General features: G+C 47.8%; 13 protein-coding genes. 6 read left to right on the plus strand and 7 right to left on the minus strand.

All coding sequences use genetic code 11. From position 1 onward, the window contains the following. Window positions 1-10: 10 nt before the first annotated feature. Complete coding sequence (locus HCZ42_RS05060; protein ID WP_167419655.1) at window positions 11-784, plus strand: ABC transporter substrate-binding protein; 774 nt, start codon at window positions 11-13, stop codon at window positions 782-784. Window positions 785-856: 72 nt separating this feature from the next. Here the strand turns inward: HCZ42_RS05060 and HCZ42_RS05065 are convergent, their stop codons facing one another. Genes HCZ42_RS05065 through HCZ42_RS05075 form a run of 3 tightly spaced genes read right to left on the minus strand, consistent with a single transcriptional unit; the run spans window position 857 to window position 2,375 of the window. Then, a complete protein-coding gene (locus HCZ42_RS05065; RefSeq protein ID WP_167419656.1) occupies window positions 857-1,285 on the minus strand; it encodes a YccF domain-containing protein in 429 nt (142 codons plus the stop codon). Window positions 1,286-1,305: 20 nt separating this feature from the next. Next, window positions 1,306-1,599 carry an antibiotic biosynthesis monooxygenase family protein gene (locus HCZ42_RS05070; protein ID WP_167419657.1) on the minus strand — a complete coding sequence of 98 codons (294 nt, stop codon included), beginning with the start codon at window positions 1,597-1,599 and terminating at the stop codon, window positions 1,306-1,308. Window positions 1,600-1,646: 47 nt separating this feature from the next. Beyond that, a complete protein-coding gene (locus tag HCZ42_RS05075) occupies window positions 1,647-2,375 on the minus strand; it encodes a sulfite exporter TauE/SafE family protein (protein WP_167419658.1) in 729 nt (242 codons plus the stop codon). A 236-nt stretch (window positions 2,376-2,611) separates the two neighbouring features. On the opposite strand from HCZ42_RS05075, the gene norR reads away from it, so the two are divergent. The 3 genes from norR (at window position 2,612) to HCZ42_RS05090 (ending at window position 7,104) form a co-directional block, all read left to right on the plus strand. After that, window positions 2,612-4,141 (plus strand): nitric oxide reductase transcriptional regulator NorR, encoded by a 1,530-nt coding sequence (norR, locus tag HCZ42_RS05080; RefSeq protein ID WP_167419659.1) that lies wholly within the window; start codon window positions 2,612-2,614, stop codon window positions 4,139-4,141. A 193-nt stretch (window positions 4,142-4,334) separates the two neighbouring features. Continuing rightward, window positions 4,335-5,996: a hydroxylamine reductase gene (gene hcp, locus HCZ42_RS05085; protein WP_167419660.1), complete on the plus strand. Its 1,662-nt coding sequence runs from the start codon at window positions 4,335-4,337 to the stop codon at window positions 5,994-5,996. 61 nt (window positions 5,997-6,057) lie between these two features. Continuing rightward, window positions 6,058-7,104, plus strand: a complete 1,047-nt coding sequence (locus HCZ42_RS05090) for a hybrid-cluster NAD(P)-dependent oxidoreductase (RefSeq protein ID WP_167419661.1) — start codon at window positions 6,058-6,060, stop codon at window positions 7,102-7,104. Between the two features lie 46 nt (window positions 7,105-7,150). Here the strand turns inward: HCZ42_RS05090 and HCZ42_RS05095 are convergent, their stop codons facing one another. After that, complete coding sequence (locus HCZ42_RS05095) at window positions 7,151-8,149, minus strand: succinylglutamate desuccinylase/aspartoacylase family protein (RefSeq protein WP_167419662.1); 999 nt, start codon at window positions 8,147-8,149, stop codon at window positions 7,151-7,153. A 59-nt stretch (window positions 8,150-8,208) separates the two neighbouring features. Further along, complete coding sequence (locus tag HCZ42_RS05100; protein WP_167419663.1) at window positions 8,209-9,114, minus strand: DMT family transporter; 906 nt, start codon at window positions 9,112-9,114, stop codon at window positions 8,209-8,211. 94 nt (window positions 9,115-9,208) lie between these two features. Between HCZ42_RS05100 and HCZ42_RS05105 the strand changes: the two genes are divergently transcribed. Then, window positions 9,209-10,129 carry a LysR family transcriptional regulator gene (locus tag HCZ42_RS05105; RefSeq protein ID WP_167419664.1) on the plus strand — a complete coding sequence of 307 codons (921 nt, stop codon included), beginning with the start codon at window positions 9,209-9,211 and terminating at the stop codon, window positions 10,127-10,129. Here the strand turns inward: HCZ42_RS05105 and HCZ42_RS05110 are convergent. Then, on the minus strand, window positions 10,109-11,038 hold the full coding sequence (locus HCZ42_RS05110) for a Gfo/Idh/MocA family protein (RefSeq protein WP_167419665.1): 930 nt from the start codon (window positions 11,036-11,038) through the stop codon (window positions 10,109-10,111). The genes HCZ42_RS05105 and HCZ42_RS05110 overlap by 21 nt on opposite strands. Before the next feature lie 6 nt (window positions 11,039-11,044). Next, on the minus strand, window positions 11,045-12,223 hold the full coding sequence (locus tag HCZ42_RS05115; protein ID WP_167419666.1) for an MFS transporter: 1,179 nt from the start codon (window positions 12,221-12,223) through the stop codon (window positions 11,045-11,047). Window positions 12,224-12,420: 197 nt separating this feature from the next. On the opposite strand from HCZ42_RS05115, the gene HCZ42_RS05120 reads away from it, so the two are divergent. Continuing rightward, the gene (locus HCZ42_RS05120) at window positions 12,421-12,912 is read left to right on the plus strand and encodes a GNAT family N-acetyltransferase (protein WP_167419667.1); all 492 of its coding nucleotides are present in this window, start codon (window positions 12,421-12,423) and stop codon (window positions 12,910-12,912) included. The last annotated feature ends 169 nt before the right edge of the window (window positions 12,913-13,081 follow it).

The raw sequence follows: 13,081 nt of genomic DNA on the forward strand, positions 1-13,081 counted from the left end.
GGGAATAACTATGAAAAAACTACTTAGCGTACTGGCTTGTTCAACCATTCTTTTCGCTGCGCCGAGCATGGCCAAAACGGTCAGACTGGCTTCAGATTTTACCTATCCACCGTTTAACTACATGGACGCAAGCGGCAATCCAGCGGGTTTTGATATCGAAATCGCTGACGCGCTATGCCAAGAAGCTAAGCTGGAATGTACTTGGGTTTCACAGAGCTGGGATTCTCTCATTCCTGCACTGATGGCACACAAATCCGATGTCATCATGGCGTCGATGCGTATCACTGAAGAGCGTAAAAAACGAGTACTGTTCACCGACAAGTACTACCAAACCCCTGCGCGCTTTGTTGCTAACAGCGAGCAAAAGCTAGTGATCAGCAAAGAAGGTTTGAAAGACAAAGTCATCGGCGTACAAACCGGCACTATCCACGACCGTTACGTGACGGATATGTTTGGTGATGTGGCAGATATCAAGCGTTACGCAGGTCAGGATGAAGTGTACATTGATATGAAAAACGGCCGTCTGGATGCAACATTCGGTAACTCAGACCAACTCGCTCTGGCATTCCTAGACAAAGAAATTGGTAAAGGCTTCGAGTTTGTGGGTGACGCGGTGACAGACAAAGCGTACATCGGTGAAGGTACAGCGCTGGCGCTTAGACAGAAAGATAAGGCACTGGCAGAGAAATTTAACCAAGCCATCGAAGCAATTCGCGCCAACGGAACATACGATAAGATCGCAAGCAAGTACTTCACGTTCGATATCTACGGTGAAGAACTATAATTGTTAGCTTCTTAAGACAACAAAAAGCCCCGACACGGGGCTTTTTTATTGGTTTGAATTTGGTTGATTCAATTAGCGTGGGTAGCGTGCCATCGCCGCTTCTTCTTTAGACACCACCGCTTTACCGATTGGTGCTAGCGAAATGTACGCCAGTTTTAGATGCTGCAGCGCAAACGGAATACCGATGATGGTAACGAAACACGCCACCGCAGAAAAAATATGGCCAATTGCCAGCCAGATACCGGCTAAAAGAAACCAAATTACATTACCGATGAATCCCAGCGCACCCGTGCCGATGTCTTTGCGGCGGGTGAGTTCATCGCGTTCAATCACTTCTTGACCGAATGGGAAGAACGAAAAGTTACCCATGACAAAACACGCACGCCCCCAAGGGATGCCGATGATACTGACAAATGCAAGCAGACCGAAGAACCACCACATCAGTCCCATTACAACGCCGCCACACAGAAACCAAATAATATTTCCGAGTACTCTTAACACCTTACTACTCCTTAACGAATTTAGCTGTAGACCGATTCGTAGTGTTCTACAGTTGGGAATGGATCATAAAAATGATGTAAAAGCGCTTTCCATTCCTGATATTCCGCCGATTGCCTAAAACCTTGTTCATGGTCGGCTAATGTTTCCCAGTTTACCAATAAAACATAGCGACTGGGCTTTTCAATACAATGTTGTAACTGGTGTGACACATACCCTTTCATCGAGGCGATGATCGCCTGCGCTTTGGCAAAATTGTGCTCAAATTCTTGTTCTAAACCCGGCTTCACGTCCAATATCGCCACTTCTAGTATCATGTGTTTTCCTTAACCCCAGATGAATATCTTTACATTAGGTGAATATCTTACATTAACCCTTTCCAGACTGCAGTCGCGCCGCTGACGGAACAAAGTAGTAACGCCCCCATACGAATATGTTCTTTGGGCAGAGAATGCGTAGTCTTACGCGCCAGTTTGTAGCCAACCCAAGAGGCAGGAATAAGCGGGACCGTAATCCAAACATGGTGCCAAGAGAGGAATCCAGCGGGGATTTGAATGATCAACGAAATGATCGAACTGAAGACGAAAAACGCCGACAAGTTACCACGCAATTGGTTCGCTTCCTGATGTTGCAGCAGCAACGCCATCGGCGGCCCACCAATCGACGAGCTCGTACCAAAAAAGCCCGAAAAAAAACCAGCAATGGTCATTCGGCTCGGGGTTGGTTCAATGCGAAAAGGCAACAAACTCACTGCCACTGCGAATAGCACCAGCCCACCCAGCCATAAAGCCAGCATATCGGTTGACACCATCACCAACAGCACGCCACCCGCGAGCGATCCCGGCACCCTACCGATCAATGCCATTTTCAAGCCGCCAATCTCCACGCTATCTCGATGCTTTAACGCGTTCAGTAACGATATAAACAACGCCACCAAACAAATAGGTGCAGGCACGTAATCAGGCGAAATCAAAAACAATAACGGCGCAGCCACCACCGCTAAGCCAAAACCGATGGCGGTTTGAACAAACGAACCGAGGAAAATTAACAGCGCAGCAATCAATGCTTCGGTGGAGATCCATTCAGCGAACATACACGAGGGAAACGTTAAGAAACATGTGCCCATCATAAAGGAAATGCGCTTGAATTGCTCAACATTCATCGCAAGATTAAACACTTAATTAACATCTCTGTATCTTGCCTTTTCGGCGTAGTTCGCATCAACAAATTGACCTTAATCAAGCGAAAGGTGTTTATATCCTTTCGGACGATGTAAAAAAGACAACAGCTTGATAGGATTCTGGCACGTTTGTTCCGCTAGTAAAGTCAATGAACCCAAATCTGAATAAAGTGCTGCTTGAGATAGCACTCAATCTTAGCTCTAACCTAAACAGTGAAGCCCAGTATCAACATCTCATCAACGGCATCGACAAAGTCTTTCCTTGTGATGCGAGTGCCTTATTTGTGTTGGACGAAGACGGTTTTCTTACTCCCGTCGCCGTTAAGGGGCTTTCTGCCAGTGTTCTAGGTCGTCGATTTTTCCCCAAAGCGCACCCAAGACTGGAAGCTATCATGCAATCCAAGCAGCCAGTTCGCTTTGGTGCAGACTGCGAGTTGCCAGACCCCTTTAGCGGCGTACTACTCAGCGAAGAAGCTGAATTGGATGTACACGATTGCTTAGGTTGTAGCTTGTATGTTGACGGCCAACTGGTGGGCGTGTTGACGCTCGACTCACTCACTGTTGGCGCATTTGATGTGATTGAATCCGTTACCCTTGAAACCTTCGCCGCGCTAGCCGCGGCAACGCTGCGTAACATTGGGCAGATCAAAGCGTTAAAAGCGCAGAACAAAAAACAAAAGAGCGTCACTCAGGCTTTGATCCAACAGGCACGCTCCAAGCAGGGTGAGATGGTTGGCTTAAGCCCACAAATCCAGCAACTGCGCAATAATATTGAAACCGTCGCTAAGTCTGATTACGCGGTGCTGATCACTGGTGAAACCGGTGTCGGTAAAGAACTGGTCGCGCACAGCGTCCACGCCCAATCTAGCCGCCGTGACAAAGCGATGATTTACGTCAACTGCGCCGCACTACCGGAAGGGCTAGCGGAAAGCGAGCTGTTTGGCCACGTTAAAGGCGCGTTTACTGGCGCAAACAGCCACCGCGCGGGCAAGTTTGAACTGGCAGACGGCGGGACGATTTTCCTCGATGAAGTCGGCGAGTTGCCTTTGGTGTTGCAGGCTAAATTGCTGCGCGTAATTCAACAGGGCGAACTACAACGCGTCGGTAGCGATCAGCATCTGTTGGTGAACGTGCGTATTATCGCCGCAACCAACCGGTCACTAGAGCAAGAGGTCGAGCAAGGCCAGTTCCGCGCCGATCTATTCCACCGCCTGAACGTATTCCCAATCTCTGTTCCACCACTGCGCAAACGTGAAGGAGACATTCCGGTACTGGCGGGCTATTTACTGGAAAAAGTTCGTAGTCAGTTTAATATTCCAAACCTGCACTTACACTCTAAGTCACTCACTTTACTAGAAAAGCAACCTTGGCCGGGCAACGTGCGCGAACTGGAACACACTTTAACCCGCGCGGCGTTAAGAGCGATTCAAGAACAGCAGCAGATCATCAAAGTGAGCCATTTCGATAGCAGCCTAGCTAAGCAAGATGTCAAAAATACATCTAAGTATTTTCCCGATAATAGCCACGGTATGCGTTCGCTGGTTGAAAACTATCAGAAAGACTTGATTGTCTATGCGCTTGAAAAATCGAACGGAACTTGGTCAAAAGCGGCTGAATTTCTGCAAATGGATCGAGGCAACCTATATCGCATGGGTAAAAAATTCGACCTTTCAAACTAGCCTTTAAGCACCTCCGATGTAAAAAAGACAACAATGGCGTTGTCTTTTTTACATCACACACATGCCAAAATAAGAACAAAGTCTTTAAAATTCATATGGTTAACTATTGGCACATAATCTGCTCTAACAGTGACATCGAAAAGAGAAGCGGCTCGACCGCAAATAAAGAACTTACTGTTATTGGAGAAGCGCAATGTTCTGTATTCAATGTGAACAGACTATTCAAACCCCTACCGTTAAAGGCTGCTCATTCGCACAAGGTATGTGTGGTAAAACTTCCGAAGTATCCGACCTACAAGACGTACTGGTTTACACCCTACAAGGTGTTTCTTACTGGGCAGAACAAGCACTACGCTTTGATATCGTTGACGACGAAGTCAACCAATGGGCACCAAGAGCCTTCTTCTCTACATTGACCAACGTGAACTTTGACCCTGAGCGAATTCTGGAACTGTCTGCTCAGGCGGCGACCTTCAAAGCTCGCCTAAAAGAACAAACTCTTGCAGCCGCTAAGCTGTCTGACACCAGCATCGACAACATCCCGGCAGTTGCAGACTTCGAGCTACCGCAAAGCGCAGAAGAGATTCTAACGTTCGCGCCTCAAGTGGCGGTAAACCGCGGTTACCAAAACATTAGCGAAGACGTAATTGGTCTACGCCTACTGTGTCTGTACGGCTTGAAGGGTGCAGCGGCTTATATGGAGCATGCTCGCGTACTGGAACAAACGGACAACGACATTTACGCCCAATACCACCAAATCATGGCTTGGTTAGGCACTGATCCAGAAGACCTAGGCGCACTGCTAGATTGCTCGATGCAAATCGGTTTGATGAACTACAAAGTCATGGAAATGCTCGACCACGGTGAAACCAAAACTTTTGGTCACCCAGAGCCAACCCAAGTGAACGTAAAAACCGTTCAAGGCAAGTGTATTCTGGTTTCTGGTCACGACTTGCATGACCTAGAAAAAATCCTGCAACAAACCGAAGGTAAAGGTATTAACGTCTACACCAACGGCGAAATGCTGCCAGCCCACGGTTATCCAGAACTTAAGAAATACCCACACCTAGTGGGCAACTACGGCAGCGCATGGCAAAACCAACAGAAGGAGTTCGCGAACTTCCCAGGTGCGATTGTGATGACGTCAAACTGCTTGCTGAACCCGAATGTTGGTCAATACGCAGACCGCTTATTCACTCGTAGCATCGTGGGCTGGCCGGGCGTAGCACACATTGAAGGTGACGATTTCAGCCAAGTGATCGAATGTGCATTGGCACAACCGGGCTTCCAGCATAACGAGATCGAACAGATGATCACGGTTGGTTTTGGTCGTAATGCACTGATGAGCGCGGCACCTGCGGTGGTTGAGCAAGTAAAAGCGGGTAACATCAAACACTTCTTCCTTGTCGGCGGTTGTGATGGTGATAAATCTGAACGTAGCTACTACACCGACTTTACTGCAAGTGCACCAGATGACACGCTGATCCTAACGCTGGCCTGTGGTAAGTTCCGCTTCAACAAAAACCAATTTGGCGACATCAACGGCATCCCTCGCCTGTTAGACGTTGGTCAATGTAACGACGCTTACTCAGCAATCCAATTGGCTCTTGCACTATCAAAAGAGTTTGACTGCGACATCAATGAACTACCATTAACGCTGGTTCTGTCTTGGTTCGAGCAAAAAGCCATCGTGATCCTGCTGACGCTGTTTGCACTGGGCGTAAAAGGCATTTACACCGGTCCAACCGCGCCTGCATTCCTAACCGATAACCTAATTAAGATCATCCAAGACAAGTTCGATATGCGCAGTATCGGCAACGTTGAAGACGATCTAAAAACTATCCTTGCAGCTTAAATCCCTGCTGTCCCTTGCCCGGCCAAATTTTTGGCTGGGCACTTTTGTATGAGAGAACTCCATGATTAATGAATGGCAAAATAATCAGCCTACGACGCTGCACTGCATCGACAAGTGGCAGGAAACTTCTGATACCTTTAGTTTTAAGCTAGCGAGCAACCAATCCGATCCGAATGGGCAAGAGCCGCTCACATTCGATTTTAAACCGGGACAGTTTGTTTCATTGGGGTTTGAACTGGCTGGCAAGATGGAATATCGCGCCTACTCGATCAGCTCGACGCCGGCAGAACACTTTCTGCAACTGACGGTTAAACGCGTTGATGGCGGCTTGGTATCGAATCATATGATCGACAACTTTAATGTCGGTGATGAAGTGGCGGTACTAGCACCAACGGGGCCATTTAACTCCGTAGATTGCGTACCAAAGTCCAAAGTTGCGCTGCTAAGCGCCGGGTGTGGTATCACGCCAGTAATATCGATGGCAAAAACTTGGTTAAAAGAGCAGGCAAACATCGAAATTACTTTTATCCATATGGCGAAAAGCAGCGAACAGACGATTTATTTCGATGAACTTGAGACGCTACACGCCTTGTACCCAAACTTCAATTTGCGCTTACTGCTCAAAGACAACACGGCGACAACGCATCCCCAAGGACGCTTGGACAAAGAATGGTTAAGCGCATTATGTCCTGATCTATGCGAACGGACGGTTTATCTGTGTGGTCCAACGCAGTTCATGCAGGATATGGAACAGAACGCCTTAGCACTTGGGGTTGAGCCATCGCAGTTCCATCAAGAGAGTTTTACACCAATTGAAGCGCATACAGAAAACAGCGGCGGTGGCGCAGTGCAGTTTGAAGTCCCTGCCTTCGGTGTGGCAACACAAGTCGAACAAGGCGCGACGTTAGCCGATGTGCTGGAAGAAAATGGCGTACCAATCATCATTGCCTGTCGTAGTGGCATGTGTGGCTCTTGCAAATGTAAGGTAACCAAAGGCGAAGTAAGCCGAACCAGTACAGAAACGCTGACAGAAGAAGAACTGGCGCAAGGCTATACCCTCGCCTGCTCAAGCCAGATACAAAGTGACGTCGAAGTGTCACTCACTTAACGCATACACAAAAAAGCGCCGGTCTAAATCGGCGCTTTTTAGCTGCTTATCGAATCAGTCTAACCACCAGCGAACCGGGCGCTCTGACCGATTCAACATTGTGGCTGATCACTGTGCCATCGATTGGCGAACGATAGGTTTCGACTTCATCACCAAAACTGTTGTATTGCGTTGCCAGCGTTTGCCCTTCGCTCACGCGGTCCATCAATTCAACGTGACAAATCACAAATCCACCTTGGCTCGCACGGACGCTGACAATCTCGTTACCTTCCACGCAAGGAGTCGGCGCAGAGTCAACGCTGCCGGCAATCACTTCATAAGCTTTCAGAATATTGAGTACGCCACGTGTCGCTCTGTCGACCATCTCTAAGTCGGTGTAACGCCCGATACCGACTTCGATGGTAATAGAAGCGATCCCCGCTCGGTTATAGACGGTTTCAAGAATCCCAGGGTCGCCCGGGTCGTTAAGAATCACATCAGGATTGATCAACCTTGCCATGCTAATCGCATCTTCTAAACGGTAGTCGGCAAACGCATAAAGCGGATACGCCGAGCCGCTGGTTTGAGAGTGAAGATCAATCGCTAGGTCTGCGTTTGGCTTGAGCAGATTTTCCCACAAACTATTCGCGTAACGACTGGCATCATCACCGTTTGGACTGCCGGGAAACACTCGGTTTAAGTTGGCAGAAGAGCTATCCGGTGCCGCGGAATGAAAGTCACGACTATGACGGGCAATCCCCGACAGGTTAACCGTTGGTACAATCGTCACCACGCCAGCGATCTCTTTACCCACCAACTCGCGCGCTAAACGTTGTGCGGTAAGAATGCCGTTTTGTTCATCACCGTGAACACCCGCTGTGATCACAAAGCGTTTCCCCTCTTTTGCCCCTTTAAACACTCTGACAGGCAGGGTTTGTGGATGACCAATCGCATCGGTTGCGACGGCAAACCAGAACTTATACTCTCCGGCGTTTAGTGAGTTCACATCCAGAGCCTGGATGGTCGGGTACATTGGCACAATGCACTCGTTGAGAGGTTTGGTCATTGACATCTCCATAGCTTGCGGGCTCGACCGAATGACCATCCAGTATAATCTCAGCGATGTTAATTTTCACGAACAGATGTGACAACTACGCTCACAAGAATTAACCCTCCTCCCAACAATTGCAGCGCCGATAATGACTCCTGCAGCCACAACATAGCAAACAGAGCGCCAAACAATGGTTCGCTGCCCATCAATAAAGAGACCCGTGTGGGTGACGTTTTTCTCACCGCGTAATTCTGCACGTAGAACGCAAACAAGGTACAAAACAGCACCAGATAGGCGACGATCAACCAAAACTCCTGTTCTACTGGCAGCACGAATTGTGAACTCGGCAAATAGCCCCACGCCGCGACCAATGCGACCAGCGCCACTACCAACGACTGCAGACAGGTAAGCGTTGAGGTTGTGATCCTTTTACCTTCGGTAAACCGCTTGGTTGACGTCACCATCAACGCCCTCAATAGCGCAGCGGTGAGGATCAAGTAGTCACCTCGATTTAGTGACAGCTCAAAGCCTTGTTTGCTGGTCAGCAGTAATACGCCGACAACACTGCATAGCGTGAGCACTAACAAGGTATTACTCACGCGCTTTTTATTGATCACCAACTCCGCAAACGCCGTTAGAATCACGCTTAAGCTGATCAAAAAAGCTGCATTAGACGCCGAGGTTTGCGCTACTCCGAACACTTCGCATAAAAAAATCGCCGAGAGAATAAAACCGGTCGGTATCGCAATTGACCAGTCTTGATTCAGACCTCGACGAAAATCTCGAATCACCACAGGTAAGATGGACAAAAAAGTGATTGAGAAACGAATCGCAATAAACACCAAAACACTGGTATACAGCAACGCACTTTTGGTGAGTCCATAACTGGTTCCCCAAAATACCGCCACCAGCAATAACAGCCCTTCGGTTACCGGTAGGCGAACTCCTCGCCTTAAATATGAACTCTCTGCCGTGGTCATCGCCGTCTCCTTTTGGCTTACATATTGACTTAAGCAGTATCTATAAGTAACCATACCGAAACAATACAGCCATTGCGCAAAGGATAATTGCATTATGGATACAAATAAGCTCATCCCTTTATTGTCAGAGATGGCAGTTTTCGTGCAGGTGGTTGAGTCAGGGAGTTTCTCAGCCGCAGCGACGAAACTTGGCGTCGCTCCGTCATCAATAAGCCGTTCAATTGCGCGGTTGGAGGGTGCGCTGGAAGAGAAACTACTTGAACGCACCACGCGCCAGATGCGTTTAAGTGCAACAGGTCAGCAAGTCTTTAACCTTTGTCGCGATATGCTTAGTGCGGCGAAGCTGGCGGTATCTGCGGCTCAGGTCGACAAAGCAACTGTCTCTGGTTCGCTGCGAGTCGCCGCGCCCAAAGCGTGGTCGAGACAAGTATTGATGCCGCACATTCTCGATTTCAGCGCCGCGTACCCTCAAGTTGAGTTGCAACTGAAAGTCGCTGATCATTACATTGATCCGATCGGCGATGAAGTCGACGTCATCATCCATATCACTGAAACGCCAGTGGTGGGACTGATCGCTAAACCGCTGGGCAGTTATAAGTTGGTGCTGTGCGCCAGCCCAAGCTATCTCGCGCAACATGGCGAGCTTAACCACCCGAGCGAGCTAAGCGAACACAATTGCATCCGCTTAGGTGAAGACCCTAAAGATTGCATTTGGGAATTTTTGCGCCACGAAGAAAAGCACTCGATTGGTATTCGCGGCAGTTTCGCCGTCAACCACAGTGAGTTGCGCCGAGAAGCGATGTTGCGAGGGATGGGAGTTACCGTTTTACCTGAGTTCACGATTCGTGATTATATTACGTCAGGTGAAGTAGTCGAACTATTGCCAGAATGGCGCTTATTAGGGCGTTATCAGGGGCAAGTCGTGGCTCAGTATGCACAATCAAAATACATCCCGAGCCAGATTAAGGTATTCATCGAGTTTTTGCAGTCTCGCTTAGCGCAACTTAGCGTGTAGCTTTTCGACTAAGCGTTCTGCCAGTTGGTGACTGGCGATATTTCTCACCATCACCGAAGTGTCGAGTTTGCCTTGCTCGATCACTTGAATCCAGTCTGCGATCATCGCCTCAAAACCTTTGCTCGCTAACATTGGTGTCCAGTCTTTCAAACGCAGTACCGATTCCTCGCCGTTTTGCCAACAACGACCTTGAGTGAACGAATCAAACTCAAACGCTTGGTTGGTGTAGCTGGCGGATACGCGCTCTGAGGTAATACCAAACTGGCGGTTCATCGACGCGTGTAAAAGAGTGTTACCCACTTGCCACTGTACATCTAACCGCGCCAGTTGCTGACCTGAAAACTGCTGGGTGACGTAGACATCATCCAACGTCGTTTTGGCGTTTAGATTGATGCTATCCAAAGGATGAATAAAGTCGTCGAACACAAAGGTACGAATCTTACCCGGAAGGTCCAACCGATGTTTTTCCCAGCGTAATGACAGCAAATCGCCACATTGACCGAATTGGTACTCTGGCATCGATTGGTTAAAAAGTGGGATATGGCGGCGATTAAAGCCAACGTAAAGCGGCGTCCGATGCCGTTCGGCGAGCTCATACAACTCTTCTACGTCCGCCGCGCTATCGGCGAGTGGTTTATCGACAAACGTCGGAATGCCCAGCTTAAGAAAGTAACCGGCGATCTGGGTATGTACAGACGTCGCCGCGTGTACCATTACGGCGTCAACACCCAGCTCCACTAATTGACGATAATCTTGGCAAGATTGGGAGACTCGGTATTTTTGGCTTAACTGCGCCAACGTCTGTGCATTACGGGTGCAAAATATCGGTTCGACATTGTCTAGCTGGCTAATGATGGGCAAATACGCTTTCTGCGCAATGTCACCTAAACCAATGATTCCGATCTTCATCTTAGATTAACTCCATCTTAAAACGCGCACTTCATTGCCTTCGTCTGGCTGCGCTGGAATGTTCATCGACAACGCAAATGAGACGCTCGCCATCGCTGCACCAATGTAAAACACCGCCGCCGGCGATACCAACCAAATCAAACCAAATGTGACCGGGATAAACACCGCTGCGATATGGTTGATGGTAAATGCGACACCTGCGGTGGATGCCATATCTGCCGGGTCAGCGATTTTTTGGAAGTAGGTTTTAATTGCCAGCGCTAACGCAAAGAACAGATGATCGACCACGTATAGCGCGGCTGCCCATTCCGCCGATTGAACCAAGGCGTAACCGATAAAGACACAAATTAGGCCGGTGTATTCGAACATCAGAGCTTTTCGCTCGCCGACTTTACCGATAAAGCGACCAATTTTTTTCGCAAACAGGAAGTTAAATAAGTAATTGATCAAAAACAGCATGGTGATATCCGCAGCGGAATAGCCAAATTTTTCCACCATCAAGAAGCCCGCAAACACAGTAAAGATCTGACGGCGAGCGCCGCTCATAAACGTTAAAGCGTAGTAAAGCCAATAGCGTTTTCTCAGTACCAGTTTTTTATTTTGCGGCACTTCAGACTTAAACTGTGGAAAAGCCAACGTCATCCACAATACCAACAGAAAACCCACGCCACCAAAACTCAGATAAACCCACTTAAAGTCCATGTTGAGCACTTCTAAACACACCCAAAGCGCGCCGTAAGTACAGAGGGAAGCCAGTGCGCCAACGGAAATGAATTTGCCCAGCATTTCTGGCGCTTCATCTTTCGACAACCATTGCAGCGAGAGCGATTGTTTGAGCGTTTCGAAGTAGTGGAAGCCTGTCGACATTAATAAAGTCGTCAGCAACAAACCAAACAATGAAGGAAAGAATCCGGTCAGCGCCGTGCCTAATGTCAGCGCACAAAGCGATAACAGAATGAATTTTTGCTCACGGATAAACAACAGAACAAACACCGCGGTAAACGCTAAAAAGCCCGGAATTTCGCGCACGCTTTGCAGCAAACCAATGTCTGCACCATCAAAATTGGCTTTTTCAATCACAAAATTATTCAGTAACGCCATCCAACTTGAGAACGCGATGGGCACCACGATTGAAATTATTAACAGGAAGTTTTGTGGGTTTTTCCAACTAGCCGACTGATCCATTTTATATATCCGAATTGTATTTTTATTTTACATTATAGCCATAAAAAGTAATAAACAAGGTTCTATTCTCTGGTTGAGCGATTAATAAAAAGAAAATCAAATTATAGACTTAAAAATTTTCTTTAAAACAACACTTTAACAAATACAAATTAATCGCTATTGTTGAGAAATGTTGAACCAGTCGAGAAGATAATTATATGGAAATAATCATTCGTCCTACGTTAGTTAGTGATGCTGCTGCATTATGCGATATCTATTCACAGCCGAACGCACAGCGTGAAACTCTGCAACTGCCAAAACCTTCTTTCGCCATGTGGACGAAACGACTGGAAAACATGCCGGCAGGCGTTTATAGCTTTGTCGCCGAAGTGGACGGACGCGTCGTCGGGAACATTGGCTTTGAGCATTCCCAACGCCCTAGGACCGCGCACTGCGCCTCATTTGGAATCGGGGTTCACGATGACTTTCATGGGTTGGGCATTGGCAGCAAGTTGATTGAAACCGTGATTGATCTCGCCGACAACTGGCTACAGGTGAAGAGAATTCAAATCGAAGTAAACAGCGACAACGAAAAAGCGATTGCGTGCTACAAAAAATTTGGCTTTGAAATTGAAGGCGAAGCGAAATTTGGTTCGTACCGAGACGGTGAATATATCAATACCTATTTTATGGCGCGGATTAAATCTTAACTCGTTTAGGCTTACTCTAGGGTAAGCCTGTATTCCTTCATCCAGCTAGAACCTCAAATTCACTCTTCAATTATTTAATTCCCCCCCCCCCCCTTTTAGTAAAAATCATCAAAGACGCCACACGGTTTAAGCAAATAAACTCGTTCCAAAGTTGTGAGAGTTTTATGAG

Origin of the sequence: Vibrio hepatarius, assembly GCF_011806575.1 — a bacterium.
Taxonomy (GTDB): Bacteria; Pseudomonadota; Gammaproteobacteria; order Enterobacterales; family Vibrionaceae; genus Vibrio; species Vibrio hepatarius_A.

Bases quoted from the DNA above. Each gene is read 5' to 3' on its own strand.
- HCZ42_RS05060 (WP_167419655.1), top strand. From the start codon at position 11: ATGAAAAAACTACTTAGCGTACTGGCTTGTTCAACCATTCTTTTCGCT.
- HCZ42_RS05070 (WP_167419657.1), bottom strand. From the start codon at position 1,599: ATGATACTAGAAGTGGCGATATTGGACGTGAAGCCGGGTTTAGAACAA.
- HCZ42_RS05075 (WP_167419658.1), bottom strand. From the start codon at position 2,375: ATGTTCGCTGAATGGATCTCCACCGAAGCATTGATTGCTGCGCTGTTA.
- norR (WP_167419659.1), top strand. From the start codon at position 2,612: ATGAACCCAAATCTGAATAAAGTGCTGCTTGAGATAGCACTCAATCTT.
- hcp (WP_167419660.1), top strand. From the start codon at position 4,335: ATGTTCTGTATTCAATGTGAACAGACTATTCAAACCCCTACCGTTAAA.
- HCZ42_RS05090 (WP_167419661.1), top strand. From the start codon at position 6,058: ATGATTAATGAATGGCAAAATAATCAGCCTACGACGCTGCACTGCATC.
- HCZ42_RS05095 (WP_167419662.1), bottom strand. From the start codon at position 8,149: ATGACCAAACCTCTCAACGAGTGCATTGTGCCAATGTACCCGACCATC.
- HCZ42_RS05100 (WP_167419663.1), bottom strand. From the start codon at position 9,114: ATGACCACGGCAGAGAGTTCATATTTAAGGCGAGGAGTTCGCCTACCG.
- HCZ42_RS05105 (WP_167419664.1), top strand. From the start codon at position 9,209: ATGGATACAAATAAGCTCATCCCTTTATTGTCAGAGATGGCAGTTTTC.
- HCZ42_RS05110 (WP_167419665.1), bottom strand. From the start codon at position 11,038: ATGAAGATCGGAATCATTGGTTTAGGTGACATTGCGCAGAAAGCGTAT.
- HCZ42_RS05115 (WP_167419666.1), bottom strand. From the start codon at position 12,223: ATGGATCAGTCGGCTAGTTGGAAAAACCCACAAAACTTCCTGTTAATA.
- HCZ42_RS05120 (WP_167419667.1), top strand. From the start codon at position 12,421: ATGGAAATAATCATTCGTCCTACGTTAGTTAGTGATGCTGCTGCATTA.